The following is a 17,827-nucleotide window of genomic DNA, read 5'->3' as shown; positions in this document are numbered from 1 at the left end:
GGCAACCGTACCGCAAGGAGAAGCGATGAACGTCGCCACCGCAAGCACCACCGCCACCCTGGACCTGGGTGTGGGCGGCATGACCTGCGCCAGCTGCGTCGCCCGCGTGGAGCGGGCGGTGCGCAAGCTGCCCGGCGTGCAGGACGCCAGCGTGAATCTGGCCACCGAATCACTGCACCTGAGCTACGACGGTGCCGAGCCGGACATGGAGCTGCGTGCGCGCCGCGCGGTGCGCAGCGCCGGCTACGAGCCGCGCAGCCTGCAGGAGCAGCAAAGCGAGGCGGCGCGGCAAGGCCCGTGGACCGGATTTTTCCCGGTGGCCGCCGGCTTGCTGTTGTCGGCCCCGCTGGTGCTGCCCATGTTTGGCGACCTGTTCGGCCGCTCCTGGACACTGCCCGCCTGGCTGCAGTTCGTGCTGGCCACCCCGGTGCAGTTCATTCTGGGCGCGCGCTTCTACCGCGCCGGCTGGCATGCGGCCAGGGCGCTCAGCGGCAACATGGACCTGCTGGTGGCTCTGGGCACGAGCGCCGGCTACGGCCTCTCGCTCTGGCTGTGGTGGAGTGCACCCGAGGGCCATGCGCCGCACCTGTACTTCGAAGCCTCGGCCGTGGTCATCAGCCTGGTGCTGCTGGGCAAGTGGCTGGAGGCGCGCGCCAGGCGCCAGACCACCACAGCCATACGCGCCCTGCACGCGCTGCGCCCGGACACCGTGACCCTGCTCACGCCGGACGGCGAGGTGCAGGTGCCGATCGCCGAAATCATGGTGGGCGACCAGCTCGTGGTGCGCCCGGGCGAGCGCATCCCCACCGACGCACTGGTGCGCGAAGGCGAATCGCAGGTGGACGAATCCATGCTCACCGGCGAGCCGCTGCCGGTGCCGCGCGCCAGGGGCAGCAGCGTCACTGGCGGCGCAATCAACGGCGAAGGCCGGCTGGTGCTCGAGGTCAGCGCCACCGGCAGCGAAACCGTGCTGGCGCGCATCATCCGTCTGGTGGAAGACGCTCAGGCCGCCAAGGCGCCGATCCAGCGTCTGGTGGACAAGGTCTCGGCGGTCTTCGTGCCGGTGGTGCTGCTGATCGGGCTGCTCACCCTGCTCGCCTGGCTCTGGGCCGGCGCGGGTCTGGAGACCTCGCTGATCCATGCGGTCGCGGTGCTGGTCATCGCCTGCCCCTGCGCGCTGGGCCTGGCCACGCCCGCGGCCGTCATGGCCGGCACCGGCGTGGCGGCGCGACACGGCATCCTGATCAAGGACGCGCTGGCGCTGGAGCTCGCCCACCGGGTCGCCACCGTGGCCTTCGACAAGACCGGCACGCTCACCGAAGGCAAACCGCGCGTGAGCGCCTTCGTGGCCGCCGAGGGCGAGGACGAGAACGCGCTGCTGGCGGCGCTCGCCAGCCTGCAAAGCGGCAGCGAACACCCGCTGGCGCGCGCGGTGGTGCGGGCGGCGCGTGAACGCGGCCTGCAAGTGGCTGCGCCCGAGGCAGTGCGCGCCGTGCCCGGCCGCGGCACCGAGGGACGGGTGCAGGGCCACGGCTATCTGATCGGCAGCCTGCGCTGGATGCAGGAACTCGGGCTCGCGCTCGGCAGCCTGGACGAGCGCGCGCAGGCGCTGCAGGCCCAGGGCGCGACGCTGTCCGTCATGGCCGAGCGCGGCGCCAACGGCCTGCAGGCGCGCGCCCTGCTCGCCTTCGGCGACGAAGCCAAGCCCGGCGCGCGCCAGGCGCTGGCCACGCTGCGCGCGCGCGGCCTGCGCAGCGTGATGATCTCGGGCGACAACCGCGGCGCGGCCGAGGCGATGGCGCGCCGCCTGGGACTGCGGCCCGAAGAAGGCGAGGTATTGGCCGAAGTGCTGCCCGGCGACAAGGCCGCCGCCATCCGCAGGCTGCAGGCGGGTGGCCAGGTCGTGGCCATGGTGGGCGACGGCGTGAACGACGCCCCGGCGCTGGCCGCGGCCGACGTGGGCATGGCCATGGGCAACGGCACCGATGTGGCCATGCATGCGGCCGGCATCACGCTGATGCGCGGCGACCCGGCCTTGGTGGCCGCAGCGCTGGACATCTCGCACCGCACGGTACTCAAGATCCGCCAGAACCTGTTCTGGGCCTTCATCTACAACGTGGCCGGCATACCGCTGGCGGCGCTGGGCTATCTGAGCCCCGTCGTGGCCGGCGCCGCCATGGCGCTGAGCTCGGTCAGCGTCATGGCCAATGCCCTGCTGCTGCGCCGCTGGCGCCCGCAGGGCGAGAATCAGGCCCCCGGCGCTCCCTACTGAAGTCCCATGCAAGCCCGCGTCCTCGGCACCCTTCACACCGTCCTGCGCGGACCCGCGCGGCCCTACTCGCGCCTGGACGGCCGAGATGGCGGCCTGAGCGGCATCGCCAAGCACGCGGTGGACGGCCCGGTGCAGATCGGCAGCGAAGGGCTTGCGGGCGACGAACAGGGCGACCGGCGCGTGCACGGCGGCCCGGACAAGGCGGTGCACCACTACGCGCTGGAGCACTACGACGTCTGGCGTCGCGAGCTCGGGCCGCTGGCGGTGCTGCAGGCGCCGCCCGCCTTTGGCGAAAATTTCTCCGGCACCGGCGTCACCGAAGCCGGCATTTGCCTGGGCGACCGGCTGCGCGTCGGCAGCTGCGTGCTGCAGGTCTCGCAAAGCCGCCAGCCCTGCTGGAAGCTCAACACCCGCTTCGGCCGCCCCGACATGGCGCTGCGCGTGCAACAGAGCGGACGCACCGGCTGGTACTACCGCGTGCTCGAACCCGGCCAGGTCCAAGCCGGCGACGCGCTGACCCTGCTCGAGCGCCCGCATCCCGACTGGCCGCTGTCGCGCATCATCGGGCTGCTCTACGTGCAGGTGCTGGACTTCGCCCAGCTGCGCGAGCTGGCCCGCCTGCCGCTGCCGCCGTCCTGGCAGAAGCTGGTGCGCCACCGCCTGGAGCGCCAGAGCGTGGAAGACTGGGACCGCCGCACCCTGGGCTGAAGCGCCGTCTGCTGCTACCCTCGCGCCCATGCTTCGCCGCAGTTTCCTGACGTGCTCCTTCGCCGGCCTGCTCGCCGCCTGCGGCGCACCGAGCCTGGCGCCGCCCGGGGCCGAATGGGACACGCTGAGCCCGCCACCGCCCAGCCGCATCACGGATGAAGAGGCGAGCGACATCGCCATCCATGCGCTCGGCCTGGTGGGCACACCCTACCGCTACGGCGGCAACACGCCCGAGGGCGGCTTCGACTGCAGTGGCCTGATCGGCTACGTCTATGGCAAGAGCGCCACCGGCATGCGCCCGCCGCGCACCGTGGCCGGGCTCAGCGGCTATGGCGCGCCGCTGGGCCGCGCCGGTCTGCGCAGTGGCGACCTGGTACTGTTCGGCGGCGGGCGGCCGACGCATGCGGGCATCTACGTCGGGCAGGGGCGCTTCGTGCATGCGCCATCGACCGGCGGCACCGTGCGGCTGGACCGGCTCGACGGCCCTTACTGGTCGCGCCAGCTCACGAGCTACCGCCGCCCCTGAGGACGTCCGCGCCTACCAGTGCACCGCATAGCGCAGTTGCACCAGGTTGATGCCGGGGTTGGGCCGCTTGATGCGCGCATTGGAGATGTGCTGCACGCTGAGCATCAGCTCCTGCTGCCGGTGCTCACCCAGACGCAGGCCCACCCCGAGGTGGGAAGCGAAATTGAAGGCCGTGCTGAAGGACTTGCCCGGCTTCTCGTAGAGGTGGTCCATGAGCGTCACGCCGATGCCCGCCTGCACGAACCAGGCGGACCGTCCGCCGTCCGGCGTCCAGCGCAGCACCGGCGTGAGGCCCAGCAGCCACAGACCGCTGCGCTGCACGCCCCGGTAGTTCCAGTAGCTGGCGTAGGCGTCCCAGTGGCCGCTGAGCGCGCCGCTGCCCAGCTGCCAGCCGGAGGTGTGCCAGGGCAGGGTGGTGCCCAGCGTCAGGATGTGGGTGCCCCCGGCGGAGGCGCTGCCCTGCAGGTAGAGCATGTTCCGCGCGGCGGCCGGCTGGGCCATGGCGCCCGTCGCAAGCAGCCCCAGAAGGGCTGCAGGGAGAAAGCGAAACAGGGGCATGGGGAGCGTGCGGCGAGACTGTCGGGGCCGCTAGTCTACGGCCAATGCCGCTGGCCGGCAGGACGCTCCCCGCGCCTGCCGGCCCGGCGCGAGAACGCGCCTTACGAAGCCGAGGACGCGCCGCGCTGGTGCTGCCCGTGGTGGCGGTCGCCATGGCCCTTGCGCGCGCCACGCATGCCCTGGGCGTCGAACACCTTTTGCTGCTCGGCATTGAGCTGGGCGTAGAAGGCCTTGACCGCTTCATCGCGCTGGTCCATGCGCGCCATGCGCTCCTGACGCTGCGCACGCATGCGGTCAATGCGCTCGGGGGTGCTCAAACCCTTGAGCTCGCCGCGCTGCGCCCTCGCATGCCCGGAAGGCTGCAGGGCCTGCTGAAAGCGCTCCCAGGCGGGCAGCTGCGCATCGGTCAACTGCAGCTTTTCCTTGAGCTTTTGCGCGCGCTGCTCGCGTTTTTGCTGCCAGCGTGCGCGCTGCTTGGCATGGCGCTCGGCGGCCGCGGGGGTGGCGCCTTGCACCTGGGCCTGCGCCTGCGCCTGCGCGGGCACCTGGTCGGCGGCTTGCACGCCGGCAGCGCCCAAGGCCAGGGCCGCCGCGGCCAGCGCGGTCCAGACGGGGGTGGTGAGTTTCTTCATGGTGCATCCTTTGCATGCGGTTGTTGATGGCAGCCAGTGTGCGGCGCGCGTGTAAGCCCACCGTGTGCGCGTGCTGCAGCTGTGTAAAGTTGCGAAAACCGGCAACCGGCCGCCATCCCCGCACCCCGTTTCATCAATAAAAACCAGCTCTATCCCTTTGCTGACAAGCGCTGGCAGCTATCACAAGAGTAGTCCCTTGTTCAAGAATCTCATCGTCTATCGCGTCCATCCCACCTGGACCCCCGACCTTGCAGCGCTGCAGTCCGCGCTTGCCGCCCTGCCCTTCGTGCCCTGCAGCGCCACCCAGGAGCAATCCGCCGGCTGGGTGGCGCCGCGCGGGCAGGAGCATGGCCTGCTGGCTGAAAGCGTCGCCGGGCAATGGCTGCTGTGCTGGCAGACCGAAAGCCGCATGCTGCCCGCCGGCGTGGTGGCCCAGCGCGTGCAGGAGAAGATAGAGGCCATCACCCGCGACAGCGGCCGCGTCCCGGGCCGCAAGGAAAAGCGCGATTTGAAAGACGAGGCCCGCCTGGACCTGTTGCCCCAGGCCTTCACGCAGCGGCGCAGCCTGCGTGTATGGATCGATCCCCGGGCGCGCTTGCTGGCCCTAGATACCAGCAACCAGACGCGCGCCGACGCGGTGACCACGGCGCTGGTGAAGGCGCTCAGCGGCCTTTCCCTCACGCTGCTCGACACGCGCACCAGCCCCCAGGCGGCGATGAGCGCCTGGCTGACCGAACAGGAAGCGCCGGCCGGCTTCAGCATCGACAACGAGTGCGAGCTCAAGTCCGGCGCGGCCGACAAGGCGGTGGTGCGCTACGCCCGCCACCCGCTGGACATCGCCGAAGTGCCCGAACACATCCGCGCCGGCAAGCTGCCCACGCGCCTGGCCATGAGCTGGCAGGGGCGGGTCAGCTTCGTGCTGACCGAGGGCCTGCAACTGCGCCGCCTGGCGCTGCTGGAAACCGAAACCCAGGAAAACCAGCGCAGCGAAGACGACTTCGACGCCAACCTCGCGCTGTTTACCGGCGAACTCAGCCAGATGCTGCCCGCGCTGATCGAAGCCCTGGGCGGCGAGCAGCCCGCCGCCTGAACCGGCACAGCCCACCCATGGCGCTCAACTTCGTCTGGGTCGGCTTCTTTCTGCTGGCCTTTGCCAGCGCCTGCGTGCGCTGGTGGCTGGGCGAGGCGGACATCTTCCAGAGCCTGCTGACCGCCATGTTCGACGGCGCGCGCTCGGGCTTCGAGATCTCGCTCGCCCTGGCCGGCATCATGGCCTTGTGGCTGGGCCTGATGCGCGTGGGCGAGAAGGCCGGCATGGTGGAGCTGCTGGCGCGCCTGGCCCAGCCCCTGCTGCGCCGCCTGTTCCCCGAAGTGCCGGCCGGCCACCCGGCGCAGGGCGCGATGACGCTGAACATCTCGGCCAACCTGCTGGGCCTGGACAACGCCGCCACGCCCCTGGGATTGACCGCGATGAAGGAGCTGCAGACGCTCAACCGCGAGGCCGAAGGCACGGCGAGCAACGCCCAGATCATGTTCGTGGTGATGAACACCGCCGGGCTCACGCTGATTCCCACCTCGGTCATCGCCATCCGCCAGAGCGTGGCGCTGCAGCAGGGCATCACCAGCGGCTTCAACGCCGCCGACATCTTTCTGCCCACGCTCATCGTCACCTTCATAGCCCTGCTGGCCGGCGTGCTGGCCGTGGCCAGCGCCCAGCGCCTGCCCCTGTGGCGCGCGCGCCTGCTGCTGCCGGTGCTGGCCGTGGCGGGCCTGCTGCTGGGCAGCGTGGCGCTGCTCGCGCGCCTGCCGGCCGAGCAGGCCGCGCGCATCGCCGGCACCATCGGGGCGGCGGTGATCCTGGCCATCGTCGCGCTCTTCCTGATCGCGGGCGTGTGGCGGCGCATCAACGTGTATGACGCCTTCATCGACGGCGCGCGCCAGGGCTTCGATGTGGCGATTCAGATCGTGCCCTACCTCGTCGCCATTCTGGTGGCCATCGGCGTGTTTCGCGCAGCCGGCGGCATGGACGCCATCCTTGCGGTACTGGCTTACGCGATCGGCGGGCTCGGCTTACCCACCGACTTTCTGCCCGCCCTGCCGGTAGGGCTGATGAAGGTGCTCTCGGGCGCCGGAGCGCGCGGGCTGATGATCGACGTGCTGCAGACCCATGGCGTCGATTCCTTCGTCGGGCGCCTGGCCAGCATCATCCAGGGATCGACCGAGACCACCTTCTACGTGCTGGCGGTGTACTTTGGCAGCGTGGGCGTCAAGCACACGCGCCATGCGCTAGCCTGCGCGCTGTTTGCGGACCTGGTCGGGCTGGTGGCGGCAATTTTCGTGGGGTATGCAATGCTGCGCTGAAGCGGCAGGCAAGGCGCGTGCGGCGGGCGCCGTTTTCTCTTGAAGGTATTCATTCAAACTAGTCGTAGTAGTAGGGGAGGCCAAAAGCCCGGGACAAGTGCGGAAAGCGCTGGAAATTCAAAGGTTTGGCGCAAGGACAAGAGGGCCTTGCGGCGGGCTGGACGGTGTAGCGGTTTTGGGGACAAGTTGGACCTTGGGCCCAGTCCTGTGGACAAGTGGCAGCTTGTCCCCTTCCGATTCAGGACTTATCCACAGGCCGTGAAAACCAGCCGGGGTGTGGCGTCTTCTGCGCTGAAAATCAGCGCAGTTTGCCCCCATTGCCCGGCCAGTTGTCGTACGCAGCCCAGCCCGAGGCCGGGCACCAGCCAGCTGGCTTCCGCGGGCCAGCCGTTGCTCGGGTGTTGACCCATGCCCGGCAGCGGTGCGTAGCCCATGCGGCGCAATTGCGTTCCCAGGGCCTGCTGCCGCTCGGCATTGGTGGCGGCATCCTGCAGCTGGCTGCCAGGGTTGGCAGCGGTAATGAAACTGCTGCAGCGCACGCGGCGGCGCAGGTGCAGCGCGCGCAATTGCGCGCTGGCCTGGCCTATGCGCAGCACGAAGGGCGCGTCGCCGCCCACCCGGTATTCGGTCTCCAGGTAGGCGGTGCGCAGTTCGGGGGAGATCGCGGTCATGGCCGCGCTGGGTTTACACCCGCTCGAAGATGGCGGCGATGCCCTGGCCGCCGCCTATGCACATGGTCACCAGCGCGTAGCGTCCGCCGGTGCGGTGCAGCTCGGCAATCGCCTTGGTGGTGATGATGGCGCCGGTGGCACCCACTGGGTGGCCGAGCGAGATACCCGAGCCGTTGGGGTTGACCTTGGCCGGATCCATGCCGAGTTCTTGCGTGACGGCGCAGGCCTGGGCGGCAAAGGCTTCGTTGGCTTCGATCACGTCCAGGTCGGCCAGCTTCAGGCCCGTGCGCTGCAGCACCTTTTGCGTGGCCGGCACCGGGCCTATGCCCATGTAGTTGGGGTCCACGCCGGCGTGGGCGTAGCCGACCAGGCGGGCCAGCGGCTTGAGGTTCAGCGCCTGCACGCGCTCGCCTGCCACCAGCACCACGGCACCCGCGCCGTCGTTGATGCCCGAGGCGTTGCCGGCGGTGACGGTGCCGCCTTCCTTCTTGAACACCGGCTTCATGCCCGCCAGCGCCTCCGCCGTGGTGCTGGCGCGCACGTGCTCGTCGGTGTCGAAGACAACGGTGCCCTTGCGCGTCTTGATCTCGATGGGGACGATCTGCTCCTTGAAGCGGCCTGCGGCAATTGCGGCGGCGGCGCGGCGGTGGCTTTCGGCGGCGAGCTGGTCCTGCATCTCGCGGCTGATCTTGTAACGCTCGGCGACGTTTTCGGCGGTCACGCCCATGTGCAGTTTTTGCCAGGGGTCGTGCAGGATGCCGATCATGTAGTCGATCAGCTTGGCGTCGCCCATGCGTGCGCCCCAGCGCGCGGCGGTGTCGAAGAAGGGGCCGCGGCTCATGGATTCGGAGCCGCCGCCCACTGCCACGTCGCAGTCACCCAACTGGATGGCCTGGGCCGCCGAGACGATGGCCTGCAGGCCCGAGCCGCACAGGCGGTTGACGTTGAAGGCCGGGGTTTCTATGGGGCAGCCGGCGTCGATGGCGGCCACGCGCGAAAGATAGGCGTCGCGCACGTCGGTGGGGATCACGTTGCCGATGACCACGTGGCCCACGGCCTTGGGGTCGACCCCGGCGCGCTCCATGGCTGCCTTGACCACGGTGGTGGCAAGCGTGGTGTTGGGCACGTCTTTCAGCGAACCGCCAAAGCTGCCGACCGCAGTGCGTGCGGTACCGACGACGAAAACTTCACGTTGGGACATGGGGAAACTCCATTCATCAGAAATCATTGGCCGCGAAACACCGGTTTGCGCCGCTCGAAGAAGGCGTTGAGCCCTTCGCGCAGGTCGTCGGTGTGGGTACAGGCTTCAAAGGATAGTGCCTCGGCCTGCAGTTGGCTTGCCAGGTCGCGCTCCAGACTCTCGCGCATCAGGCGCTTCATGCGGCCGTAGGCCAGGGTGGGGCCGCTGGCCAGACGTTCGGCCAGCGCCCGCGTGGCGGCGGGCAGTTCGTCCGCGGGCAGCACGCGGTTGATCAGGCCCAGGCGCAGGGCTTCCTCGGCGCCGAGGTTGTCGCCCAGCAGGGCGATCTCCAGCGCATGGCGCAGGCCCACCAGGCGCGGCAGCGCCCAGGAGCCGCCCAGGTCGCAATTGGTGCCGAGATTGATGTAGGCCAGGTTGAATTTGGTGCCTTCGGCCGCGAGGATGAAGTCGCACATCAGCATCAGCGACATGCCGCCCCCGGCGCTGGCACCGTGCACCTGGGCGATGACCGGCGCGTCCATCGCGTGCATCAGCGTGATGGCCTCGTTCAGGGGAGTGAGCAGCGAGCGCACGCCTTCGGTCGGGTTGGCGCGCAGCACGGCCAGGTCGCCCCCGGCGATGAAAGCGCGGCCCGCGCCCTTGAGAACGAGGGCGCGCACGGTCTTGTCGGCGGCGATGCCGCGCAGGGCGGCGAGCAAGGCCTGGGCCATCTCCACGTTCAGTGCATTGAGCGCGTCGGGGCGGTTGAAGGTGAGGGTGACGATGGCTCCGTCGCGCTCGGTCAGCAAGGTGTTTTCCATCTTCATCATCCTGAAAGAATAGCTGTCAACGCTTGCATGGCAAGCGTTTGGGCCGGATTTCGTTCAAATTTTCATGTTGCGGGGTTCTCAGCGGTACAGCGCCTCGATCTCCTCGGCATAGGTCTTGTAGATGCTGGCGCGGCGCACCTTCATGGTGGCGGTCACCTCGCCGTCGTCATGGTCCAGCTCTTTGGTCAGCAGGTGGAACTTGCGGATCTGCGCCACCTGCGCAAGCTTGGCATTGCCGTGGGCGATCTCCTCGTCCACCAGTTGCTGCACCTCGGGCGTTTGCACCAGCGAGCGGAAGTGCGTGAAGGCGATGCGCCGCGCCTCGGCCCATTTGCCCACGGTCTCGAAGTCGATCATCACCAGCGCCGCGACGAACTTGCGCGCGTCGGCCACGATGATGCACTCCTTGATGAAAGGGCTGGCCTTCATGGTGTTTTCGATCTCGGACGGCGTGATGTTCTTGCCGCCGGCGGTGATCATGATGTCCTTGAGGCGATCGACGATACGGATCTGGCCGCCCTCCTCGCGCACCACGTCGCCGGTGTGCAGCCACCCATGGACGATGGACTGCGCCGTCGCCTCGGGGTTCTTGTAGTAGCCGGCAAACACCATGTCGCCCCTGATCTGGAATTCGCCGTTGTCGGCAATGCGGTACTGGACCCCTTCGGTGACCGGGCCGACGGTGCCTATCGCCACGTCGTCGATGCGGTGGCCGGTGACCATGCCGGTGGATTCGGTCAGGCCATAGACCTCGATCAGCGGCACGCCCAGGGTGCGAAAGAAGCGCACCACGTCGGGCGCGATGGGCGCGGCGCCGGTCAGGGCCACGCTGGTCTGGCGCAGGCCGATGAAGTTCTGCAGCGCGCGCAGGATCAGCCAGTAGTACAGGCCGAAGCGCAGCTTTTCGCCCAGGCTCCAGGCCTTGCGCGGCTTGTCCGCCAGCGGCCCGCAGGCCGTCAGGGCGTGCTGGAACAGCCGCTGGCGCAGCGCGCCGGTTTCCTGCATCTTGATGTTGATCGCCGCGTGCAGCTTTTCCCAGATGCGCGGCACGCCCAGGAACATGCTGGGCGCCACCTCGCGCAGGTCTTCCTGCACGGTGCGGATCGATTCGCCGAAGTTCACGGTCGAGCCGAGGTAGATCGGCGTGAAGGTGGTCAGCATCTGCTCGGCCACGTGGCACAGCGGCAGGTAGGACAGGTGCGAGGCGTCCGGGGTCAGGCGCATGCGCTCCACGATGCCCGGCACCACGCCGCGGATGTTGCGCCAGGAGATCATCGCGCCCTTGGGTTTGCCGGTCGAGCCCGAGGTGTAGATCATCAGCCCGATGTCGTCCATCGTCTGGCGCGCCAGCGCCTCGTCGATCAGCGCGGCGTTGGCGCTTTCGCGCCCGAGCTGCTCGACCTCGTCGAAGGTGGCGATCAAGGCGCGCTGCTCGGGCGTGAAGCTGCGCAGGCCCTTGGTCTCGACGACGATGATCTTCTTGAGATGCGGCAGCTCGGCCAGTGCATCCAGCACCTTGTCGGTCTGCTCCTGGTCTTCGCAGACCACCATGTCCACGTCGGCGTGGCCGATGACGTAGGCCACCTCGGGCGAGGGGCTGGTCGGGTAGACGCCGACGGTGATCGCGCCCAGCAGCCCCGCGCCCATCTGCGCCAGCACCCATTCGATGCGGTTCTCCGAGATCACGCCCAGATGCCCGCCGCTGGCCAGACCCAGTGCCGCCAGGCCCTGGGCGAAGTGGCAGGCGCGCTCGTGGTAGCGCTGCCAGCTGCAGGGTTTCCAGATACCGAAGTCCTTTTGCCGGATCGCCACGCGAGTGGCGTCGCGGCGGGCGCGCTCGCGCAGCATCTGCGGCAGGGTGAGTTCGGGGAGATTCATGACAGCCAGCGCTTCCTGCGCTTGTAGTGTTTCAGGTGCTTGAAGCTCTTGGCCTCGCCGCCGCCGCCCATGCCGAGGTAGAACTCGCGCACGTCGGCGTCGCTGGCCAGGCGCTCGGCAGGGCCGTCGATCACGATCTTGCCGCCTTCCATGATGTAGCCGCGGTGCGCCACCGCCAGCGCCACGGTGGCGTTCTGCTCCACCAGCAGCATGCTCGTGCCGCGCTCGGCGTTGATGCGCGCGATGATGGTGAAGATGTCCTCGGTGAGCTTGGGCGAGATGCCCAGCGAGGGCTCGTCCAGCAGCATCAGCGTGGGCTGGGCGATCAGGGCGCGGCCGATCGCCAGCATCTGCTGCTCGCCGCCCGAAAGGTAGCCGGCCAGGCCAGTGCGCCGCTCATGCAGGCGTGGAAAGTATTCGTACACCAGATCGAAGTCAGGTTTTCCGGCGTTGGCCCGACCGGTCAGTGCGTAGGTGGAGGCCACGAGGTTCTCTTCCACCGTCAGGTCTTCGAAGACGTGGCGCCCCTCCATCACGTGCGACACGCCGTGGCGCACCAGCTGCTGGGGCGCAAGGCGCGCGGTGTCCTGCCCCTGAAAGCGGATGCTGCCCGAGGCGAGCAGCCCGTCTTCCAGCGGCAGCAGGTTGGAAATCGCCTTGAGCGTGGTGCTCTTGCCCGCGCCGTTGCTGCCCAAGAGCGCCACGATCTCGCCGCGCGGCACCGCCAGCGACAGGCCGCGCAGGGCCTGCACCACCTTGTTGTAGACCACCTCGATGTTGTTGACTTCGAGGACGAGGTCGGCGGGGCTTGTACTCATGGCATGGCTTCAGGGGTTTTGCCCCTTCCCCCTCGGGGGGAAGGCGGGGATGGGGGTCTTGCGCTGCCGGGGCTGCCTTTCAGCGCTGCTGGCCCCCACCCCGGCCCTCCCCCAAAGGGGGAGGGAGCAAGAAGGTTCAGAGCTTGATCCAGTCGGAGACGGCCACCATCTTCTGCGCCTTCATGTCCGCCTGGTAGACCCGGCCCACGGGAATCGAGTTGCCCGGGATGCTGATCGGCACGCCGATCAGGCCGCCGGTGTCGTAGTCCTTGATGGAGTTGAGCGCCGCCTTCATGGCGTCGCCCGTGAGCGGCTTGCCCGCATCCAGGCAGCGCTTCACGGATTCGAGGAACAGCATGGCCGCCAGCATGCCCTGGGTGTAGGCGGTGCTCTGGTACTCGGGGCGCATGGCGCGGATCTTCTCCAGCATGGGCGCGGGCTCCGTGTCGTAGTAGTAGCGGTAGGGCATCACGCCCATGAAGCCGTCGCCGTCCGGGCCCATCTTCATCACGGTGGAGCTGTCCATGGTCCAGAAGGTGCCCATCCACTTCGTCGTCATGCCCTGCTGCTTGCCCTGGGTGATGAACTCGGGGATGGGCGCGAGGATGTAGCCGTGAAAGATGGTGTAGTCCGGCTTGGCGCGGCGCAGCTTGATGACCTCGCCCGAAACGTCCACGCTGCCCGCCGCCGTCATGATCTTGATAGCCACCGACAGGCCGAGCTGCTTGGCCGCGGCCTCGCTCTTTTCGATCGGGTCGCGCCCGAACTCGGAGTCGGAATAGACGAAGGCCACCTTGGCGCCCGGCTTTTCCTTGGCGATGTGCTTGAGCAGGATGCCGAACATCTCGGTGTAGTCGGGGCCGACGAGGAACTGGTGCGGGTATTTCTTCGGGTCGTTGAGCTCGCTGGCAAACGACGCGCCGGCCATCAGGATGTTGCCGTTCCTCTCCAGCTCGGGGTTGATGGTCTTGGCAAAGCCGGTGGAGTCGCCGTAGTAGACGTTCACCTTGTTCTGGCTGGTGATCTTCTTGAACGCGGCCACCGACACGTCCACCTTGTAGGCCGTGTCCTCGGGCACGTACTTGACCTTGCGGCCCTTGATGCCGCCCGCGTCGTTGATGATCTTCACGTAATCCTGGATGCCGTCGTTGATGCCCACGCCGGCAAAGGCGAACACGCCGGTCATGGGGATGGAGCCGCCGATGACGATTTCATCCGCCCCCTGCGCCAGCACCGACAGCGGCTGCGTCAGTGCCGCGACGCCGCTGGCGGCGGCGCCCAGCATCAGGCTGCGGCGGCGGGTGGATATCTGCTTGTGCTCCATGGCTGTCTCCTTCTCGGATGGGTCGTTGCGCGTGGCCGGGTTCAATTGCGGAAGGGCCACAGGTGGAAAAAGCGGCGCGTGCGCCGCCACATTTCTGCGAGCCCCAGCGGCTCGAAGACCAGAAAGACGATGATCAGCAGGCCGAAGATCACCAGGCGCACCGGCGCCAGAAAAACCGTCAGGTCGGCGCCGCCCGGCAACAGATCGAAGATCAGCTTGAGCAGCTCGGGCACCATGGTCATGAAGGCCGCGCCCAGAATGCTGCCCAGGGTCGAGCCCATGCCGCCGACGATGATCGCCGCCAGAAAAAAGATCGACATCGACAGCGGAAAGCTCTCGGGCGTGATGACCCGGAAGAAGTAGGCGAACAGCCCACCCGCCACGCCGGCGTAGAACGACGACAGGCCGAACGACAGCAGCTTGTACCTGAGCAGCGCGATGCCCAGCACCTCGGCCGAGATGTCGCGGTCGCGGATGGCGATGAAGGCGCGCCCGATGCGCGTGCGAAACAGGTTGGCGGCGCCGAAAAGCATCAGCACCGTCACGGGCACGATCAGCCAGTACAGCCGAAACGAAGTGTCCAGGTCCGTGCCGAAGACGCGCGCCGGACGCATCGACAGCCCCGTGGTGCCGCCGGTGAAGTCGAAGTTGGCGAACAGGAAATGCGCGATGAAGGTGGCCGCGATCGTCACGATGGCCAGATACAGTCCCTTGACGCGCAGCGAGGGCACGCCCACGACGATGCCGCCCAGCATGGCCACCACGCCCGCGGCCAGCAGGTTCAAGGCCAGCGGCGTGCCCCAGCGCAGCTGCAGGATGGCCACCGTGTAGGCGCCCAGCCCCATGAAGGCCGCCTGCCCCAGGCTCACCAGGCCGGTGTAGCCGGTGAGGATGTTCAGCCCCGCGCTGCTGGCGACGTTGATCGCCACCAGGCAGGCCAGGTACAGCCAGTAGTCGTTGGCGAGGAAGGGAAACAGGCACAGCGCCGCCGCACCGATCGCCAGCCAGACATGCTGCGTGCGCGAATCGAACAGCGCCGCGTCGGCGACATAGCTTTCCTTGAGGGTTCCGATGCGCATCAGAGTCTCTCGATTTCGTGCGTGCCAAACAGCCCGTAGGGCCGCACCATGAGGATGAACACCAGCACGATGAAGGTGGCCAGCAGCTTGTATTCGCCGCCCAGGTAGCCGCCCGCCAGGCCCTCCACCAGACCCACGAGCAGGCCGGCGACCAGCGCGCCCAGTACGCTGTCCAGCCCGCCGACGATGACCACCACCAGCACGGTGAGGCCGAACACGCCCATGCTGCTGGAGATGCCGCCGATCGAGCCGACGATGATGCCCGACACCGCCGCCAGCATGGCCGAGACCACCCATGAGAGCGAAAACACCCGCGGCACGTTGATGCCCACCGCATAGGCCGCGGCCTGGTCGCTGGCCGTGGCGCGCAGTGCCACGCCGCCGCGCCAGTAGCGAAACACCAGCAGCACCGCCGCGATGAAGACTGCCGCAATCACCGCGCCCCAGAACACCTTGGGCGCGAGGAAGGCCTCACCTATCGTGATCGCCTGCGTGGGCATGAAGTCGGGCAGCCGGCGCTGGTCGGCCGACCAGATCATCTCCACCAGGCCGACCAACACCGAGCCCAGGCCGATGGTCACCATGAAGGCGGAGATCGGCGGCTCGCCCAGCAGCGGGCGGATCATGCATTGCTCGATCACCGCGCCGAGCACGCCGCTGGCCAGCACCGCGGCGGGAATGGCCAGCCACAGCGGCAGCGCCCACATCGCGGCGAAGGTGAAGAACAGGTAGCCGCCGGCCATCAGCATCTCCCCAATGGCCAGGTTCACCACCCGCGTGGCCTTGTAGACCATGACGAAGGCCAGCCCCGCCAGCGCATACAGGCCGCCGCCCATGACGCCGGTCAGCGAGACCTCGAACAGATAGCCCCAGTCCATCAGGCGGCCTCCGCCCGGCCGGTGGCCGCGGCGCGCAGCTTGGCGCGCAGGCTCTGCACGTCGCCCGAGCCGAGGTAGGCGCGCGCCACCTCCGGGTTGGCCTGCACCTGGGCCGGCGTGCCGCTGGCGATCACCTGGCCGAAGTTCAGCACCACCACGTGGTCGGACAAGTCCATCACCATGCCCATGTCGTGCTCCACCATCAGCACCGTCACGCCCCATTCGGCGCGCACGTCCAGGATGAAGCGCGCCATGTCCTCGGTTTCCTCGCGGTTCATGCCGGCCACGGGCTCGTCCAGCATCAATATTTCCGGCTGCATGGCCAGCGCCCGCGCCATCTCCACGCGCTTTTGCAGACCGTAGGACAGGGCCGAGACCGGCGCGTGGCGGATGTGGTCGATCTCCAGGAAGTCGATGATGCGCTCCTCCACCTCGCGGCGCAGCAGCGCCTCTTCGCGCCGTGCGCGGCCCACGTAGAGCAGGGCGTCGAGCACGTTGGTCTTCAGGTGCGCATGGCGCCCGAGCTTGATATTGTCCAGCACCGTCATGCCGCGAAACAGGGCGATGTTCTGAAAGCTGCGCCCCAGCCCCATCTTTGCCCGCCGCGGCGCCGGCACGCGGGTGATGTCCTGGCCCTTGAACACGATGCTGCCCTGGGCCGGCCGGTAAAAACCCGAAATGGTGTTGAACAGCGAGGTCTTGCCCGCGCCATTGGGGCCGATGACGGCGGTGATGGTGCCGGGCTGCACCGCAAAGCCCACGTCCGAGAGCGCGCGCACGCCACCGAAGGCGAGCGTCACGCCACGGGCTTCAAGCAGGGGGGAGGCGCTTGCGGCCTCCCGGTGTGGTGGGGTCTGCATCTCAGGGTTTGTTCGCGTATGGAAAAATCTACCCGGGCGTAAACTTGTTACTTGAAAGTAAATTCTGGACAAAGTCCCGCCCCAAGGCATCAGGACTTACCCGAATGAGGTCAGGAAGGCGACATGGCTGAACAGCGAAAAGTGCCGCCCCGCAGCGTGGGTGCGCGCGGGCGAGCGGCAGATCCGGCAGCGCACGTGGTTTCCCCCTGGGCCGCGCCGACCGGACGCGCGCAGCAGCGCGAGGCCAAACGCAATGCGGTGCTCACCACCGCCGCCCAGATGTTCAACGAGCGCGGCTTTCACGCCACCTCGCTGGACGACATCGCCGCGCGCCTGCACGTCACCAAGCCCACGCTCTACTACTACGTCAAGAACAAGGACGAAATCCTGCTCGAATGCGTGCGCAAGGGCCTGCACATGACGCTCGACGGCATAGAGGCCTCGCGCCAGGCGGGCGGCAATGCGCTCGATCAACTGCGCGCCTGCATGCAGGTCTATGCCGAGATCGTGGTGCAGCCCTTTGGCATGTGCCTGATCCGCGTGGGCGATGAAGAGGTGCCCGAACCCAGCCGGCGCGAGCTCAGGCGCATGAAGTCGGAGATCGACCTGGCCTTTCGCCGCCTGGTCGCGCAGGGTGTGGAAGAAGGCTCGATCGCGCCCTGCGACCCCAAGATCATGGCCTTCGTGATCGCCGGCGCGCTCAGCTGGATAGGGCGCTGGTACCAGAGCGACGGCGCCTACAGCGCCGAAGAGGTGATAGAGCAGTGCCTGGCGGCGCTGCTCGGCGGCGTGCTCACGCGCCCGCCTGCGCCGAAGCGGGCAGCCCGAAAAAGTGGTCGAACACCCAGTTGAAGACATAGGTGTAGACAAGAAAGAAGACCACCAGCGCGCCTTCCATCACCAGCGCCTGCCAGAGCGTGACGCCAAACCACCAGGCCATCAGCGGAATCAGGATCAGCGCCAGCCCCCCTTCGAAGCCGATCGCGTGCGCCACGCGCCGCGCGACCGAGCGGCCCTTGACCGCCTGGCGCGTCTCCCACCATTCGAAGGCAGCGTTGAAGGAGACGTTCCAGACCACCGCGATGACCGAGGCGGCCACCGCCATCACGCCGGACTCGCCTGGCTGCTGCCCTATGGCGATGAAGAGCAGGCCGGATGCGATGATGGCGATGATCTCGTAGATGGTGACGTAAATCACCCGGCGCCAGGGGCCTTGCAGCCCCGTGGCCTGATGGGAAGCGGACATCGGGCG

Annotated in this window: 18 protein-coding genes; 6 read left to right on the top strand and 12 right to left on the bottom strand. The window is 68.1% G+C overall.

Annotation, left to right across the window (positions count from 1 at the left end; translation table 11 throughout):
- The first annotated feature begins 25 nt into the window (after positions 1-25).
- Genes FOZ74_RS07530 through FOZ74_RS07520 form a run of 3 tightly spaced genes read left to right on the top strand, consistent with a single transcriptional unit; the run spans position 26 to position 3,506 of the window.
- Positions 26-2,272: a heavy metal translocating P-type ATPase gene (locus FOZ74_RS07530; RefSeq protein ID WP_255437819.1), complete on the top strand. Its 2,247-nt coding sequence runs from the start codon at positions 26-28 to the stop codon at positions 2,270-2,272.
- 6 nt (positions 2,273-2,278) lie between these two features.
- Positions 2,279-2,980, top strand: a complete 702-nt coding sequence (locus FOZ74_RS07525; RefSeq protein ID WP_146912481.1) for an MOSC domain-containing protein — start codon at positions 2,279-2,281, stop codon at positions 2,978-2,980.
- A 28-nt stretch (positions 2,981-3,008) separates the two neighbouring features.
- Entirely contained in the window at positions 3,009-3,506 is a 498-nt protein-coding gene (locus tag FOZ74_RS07520) for a C40 family peptidase (RefSeq protein ID WP_146912480.1), read from the top strand.
- Between the two features lie 12 nt (positions 3,507-3,518).
- Here the strand turns inward: FOZ74_RS07520 and FOZ74_RS07515 are convergent, their stop codons facing one another.
- Together FOZ74_RS07515 and FOZ74_RS07510 are read right to left on the bottom strand one after the other, a co-directional pair.
- A complete protein-coding gene (locus FOZ74_RS07515; RefSeq protein ID WP_146912479.1) occupies positions 3,519-4,064 on the bottom strand; it encodes an acyloxyacyl hydrolase in 546 nt (181 codons plus the stop codon).
- Between the two features lie 101 nt (positions 4,065-4,165).
- Positions 4,166-4,696 (bottom strand): Spy/CpxP family protein refolding chaperone, encoded by a 531-nt coding sequence (locus FOZ74_RS07510; RefSeq protein ID WP_146912478.1) that lies wholly within the window; start codon positions 4,694-4,696, stop codon positions 4,166-4,168.
- Between the two features lie 196 nt (positions 4,697-4,892).
- Between FOZ74_RS07510 and FOZ74_RS07505 the strand changes: the two genes are divergently transcribed.
- Both FOZ74_RS07505 and FOZ74_RS07500 read left to right on the top strand, forming a co-directional pair.
- Positions 4,893-5,786 carry a recombination-associated protein RdgC gene (locus FOZ74_RS07505; RefSeq protein ID WP_146912477.1) on the top strand — a complete coding sequence of 298 codons (894 nt, stop codon included), beginning with the start codon at positions 4,893-4,895 and terminating at the stop codon, positions 5,784-5,786.
- Positions 5,787-5,803: 17 nt separating this feature from the next.
- Positions 5,804-7,057: a nucleoside recognition domain-containing protein gene (locus FOZ74_RS07500; RefSeq protein ID WP_146912476.1), complete on the top strand. Its 1,254-nt coding sequence runs from the start codon at positions 5,804-5,806 to the stop codon at positions 7,055-7,057.
- Between the two features lie 245 nt (positions 7,058-7,302).
- On the opposite strand, the gene FOZ74_RS07495 is transcribed toward FOZ74_RS07500, so the two are convergent.
- From FOZ74_RS07495 to FOZ74_RS07455, 9 genes are all read right to left on the bottom strand, one after another.
- Positions 7,303-7,728, bottom strand: a complete 426-nt coding sequence (locus FOZ74_RS07495; protein WP_146912475.1) for a DUF3293 domain-containing protein — start codon at positions 7,726-7,728, stop codon at positions 7,303-7,305.
- Positions 7,729-7,741: 13 nt separating this feature from the next.
- Positions 7,742-8,929, bottom strand: a complete 1,188-nt coding sequence (locus FOZ74_RS07490) for an acetyl-CoA C-acyltransferase family protein (RefSeq protein ID WP_146912474.1) — start codon at positions 8,927-8,929, stop codon at positions 7,742-7,744.
- 23 nt (positions 8,930-8,952) lie between these two features.
- Positions 8,953-9,729, bottom strand: coding sequence for an enoyl-CoA hydratase/isomerase family protein (locus FOZ74_RS07485; RefSeq protein ID WP_146912473.1), 777 nt, complete (start codon positions 9,727-9,729; stop codon positions 8,953-8,955).
- Positions 9,730-9,816: 87 nt separating this feature from the next.
- A complete protein-coding gene (locus FOZ74_RS07480; RefSeq protein WP_146912472.1) occupies positions 9,817-11,616 on the bottom strand; it encodes an AMP-dependent synthetase/ligase in 1,800 nt (599 codons plus the stop codon).
- Positions 11,613-12,434, bottom strand: a complete 822-nt coding sequence (locus FOZ74_RS07475) for an ABC transporter ATP-binding protein (RefSeq protein ID WP_146912471.1) — start codon at positions 12,432-12,434, stop codon at positions 11,613-11,615. Before FOZ74_RS07475 ends, FOZ74_RS07480 begins: the two co-directional genes overlap by 4 nt.
- Positions 12,435-12,570: 136 nt before the next feature.
- Positions 12,571-13,758 (bottom strand): ABC transporter substrate-binding protein, encoded by a 1,188-nt coding sequence (locus FOZ74_RS07470; RefSeq protein WP_146912470.1) that lies wholly within the window; start codon positions 13,756-13,758, stop codon positions 12,571-12,573.
- A 41-nt stretch (positions 13,759-13,799) separates the two neighbouring features.
- Positions 13,800-14,837, bottom strand: a complete 1,038-nt coding sequence (locus FOZ74_RS07465; protein WP_146912469.1) for a branched-chain amino acid ABC transporter permease — start codon at positions 14,835-14,837, stop codon at positions 13,800-13,802.
- Complete coding sequence (locus FOZ74_RS07460) at positions 14,837-15,715, bottom strand: branched-chain amino acid ABC transporter permease (RefSeq protein ID WP_146912468.1); 879 nt, start codon at positions 15,713-15,715, stop codon at positions 14,837-14,839. Before FOZ74_RS07460 ends, FOZ74_RS07465 begins: the two co-directional genes overlap by 1 nt.
- Positions 15,715-16,575: an ABC transporter ATP-binding protein gene (locus FOZ74_RS07455; protein WP_146912467.1), complete on the bottom strand. Its 861-nt coding sequence runs from the start codon at positions 16,573-16,575 to the stop codon at positions 15,715-15,717. The genes FOZ74_RS07460 and FOZ74_RS07455 overlap by 1 nt, the downstream gene beginning before the upstream one ends.
- A gap of 123 nt (positions 16,576-16,698) precedes the next feature.
- On the opposite strand from FOZ74_RS07455, the gene FOZ74_RS07450 reads away from it, so the two are divergent.
- Entirely contained in the window at positions 16,699-17,427 is a 729-nt protein-coding gene (locus tag FOZ74_RS07450) for a TetR/AcrR family transcriptional regulator (RefSeq protein WP_146912466.1), read from the top strand.
- On the opposite strand, the gene FOZ74_RS07445 is transcribed toward FOZ74_RS07450, so the two are convergent.
- Positions 17,369-17,821, bottom strand: a complete 453-nt coding sequence (locus FOZ74_RS07445; protein ID WP_146912465.1) for a PACE efflux transporter — start codon at positions 17,819-17,821, stop codon at positions 17,369-17,371. The two genes, FOZ74_RS07450 and FOZ74_RS07445, sit on opposite strands and share 59 nt — an antisense overlap.
- Between the last annotated feature and the right edge of the window lie 6 nt (positions 17,822-17,827).

Source organism: Comamonas flocculans, from assembly GCF_007954405.1.
GTDB lineage: Bacteria > Pseudomonadota > Gammaproteobacteria > Burkholderiales > Burkholderiaceae_C > Comamonas_C > Comamonas_C flocculans.
This window is presented reverse-complemented; position numbering and strand designations above follow the sequence as displayed.

Coding starts and splice junctions, on each gene's coding strand:
- FOZ74_RS07480 (WP_146912472.1), bottom strand. CDS start 11,616: ATGAATCTCCCCGAACTCACCCTGCCGCAGATGCTGCGCGAGCGCGCC.
- FOZ74_RS07510 (WP_146912478.1), bottom strand. CDS start 4,696: ATGAAGAAACTCACCACCCCCGTCTGGACCGCGCTGGCCGCGGCGGCC.
- FOZ74_RS07450 (WP_146912466.1), top strand. CDS start 16,699: ATGGCTGAACAGCGAAAAGTGCCGCCCCGCAGCGTGGGTGCGCGCGGG.
- FOZ74_RS07515 (WP_146912479.1), bottom strand. CDS start 4,064: ATGCCCCTGTTTCGCTTTCTCCCTGCAGCCCTTCTGGGGCTGCTTGCG.
- FOZ74_RS07495 (WP_146912475.1), bottom strand. CDS start 7,728: ATGACCGCGATCTCCCCCGAACTGCGCACCGCCTACCTGGAGACCGAA.
- FOZ74_RS07445 (WP_146912465.1), bottom strand. CDS start 17,821: ATGTCCGCTTCCCATCAGGCCACGGGGCTGCAAGGCCCCTGGCGCCGG.
- FOZ74_RS07465 (WP_146912469.1), bottom strand. CDS start 14,837: ATGCGCATCGGAACCCTCAAGGAAAGCTATGTCGCCGACGCGGCGCTG.
- FOZ74_RS07460 (WP_146912468.1), bottom strand. CDS start 15,715: ATGGACTGGGGCTATCTGTTCGAGGTCTCGCTGACCGGCGTCATGGGC.
- FOZ74_RS07475 (WP_146912471.1), bottom strand. CDS start 12,434: ATGAGTACAAGCCCCGCCGACCTCGTCCTCGAAGTCAACAACATCGAG.
- FOZ74_RS07455 (WP_146912467.1), bottom strand. CDS start 16,575: ATGCAGACCCCACCACACCGGGAGGCCGCAAGCGCCTCCCCCCTGCTT.
- FOZ74_RS07485 (WP_146912473.1), bottom strand. CDS start 9,729: ATGGAAAACACCTTGCTGACCGAGCGCGACGGAGCCATCGTCACCCTC.
- FOZ74_RS07490 (WP_146912474.1), bottom strand. CDS start 8,929: ATGTCCCAACGTGAAGTTTTCGTCGTCGGTACCGCACGCACTGCGGTC.
- FOZ74_RS07520 (WP_146912480.1), top strand. CDS start 3,009: ATGCTTCGCCGCAGTTTCCTGACGTGCTCCTTCGCCGGCCTGCTCGCC.
- FOZ74_RS07500 (WP_146912476.1), top strand. CDS start 5,804: ATGGCGCTCAACTTCGTCTGGGTCGGCTTCTTTCTGCTGGCCTTTGCC.
- FOZ74_RS07530 (WP_255437819.1), top strand. CDS start 26: ATGAACGTCGCCACCGCAAGCACCACCGCCACCCTGGACCTGGGTGTG.
- FOZ74_RS07470 (WP_146912470.1), bottom strand. CDS start 13,758: ATGGAGCACAAGCAGATATCCACCCGCCGCCGCAGCCTGATGCTGGGC.
- FOZ74_RS07525 (WP_146912481.1), top strand. CDS start 2,279: ATGCAAGCCCGCGTCCTCGGCACCCTTCACACCGTCCTGCGCGGACCC.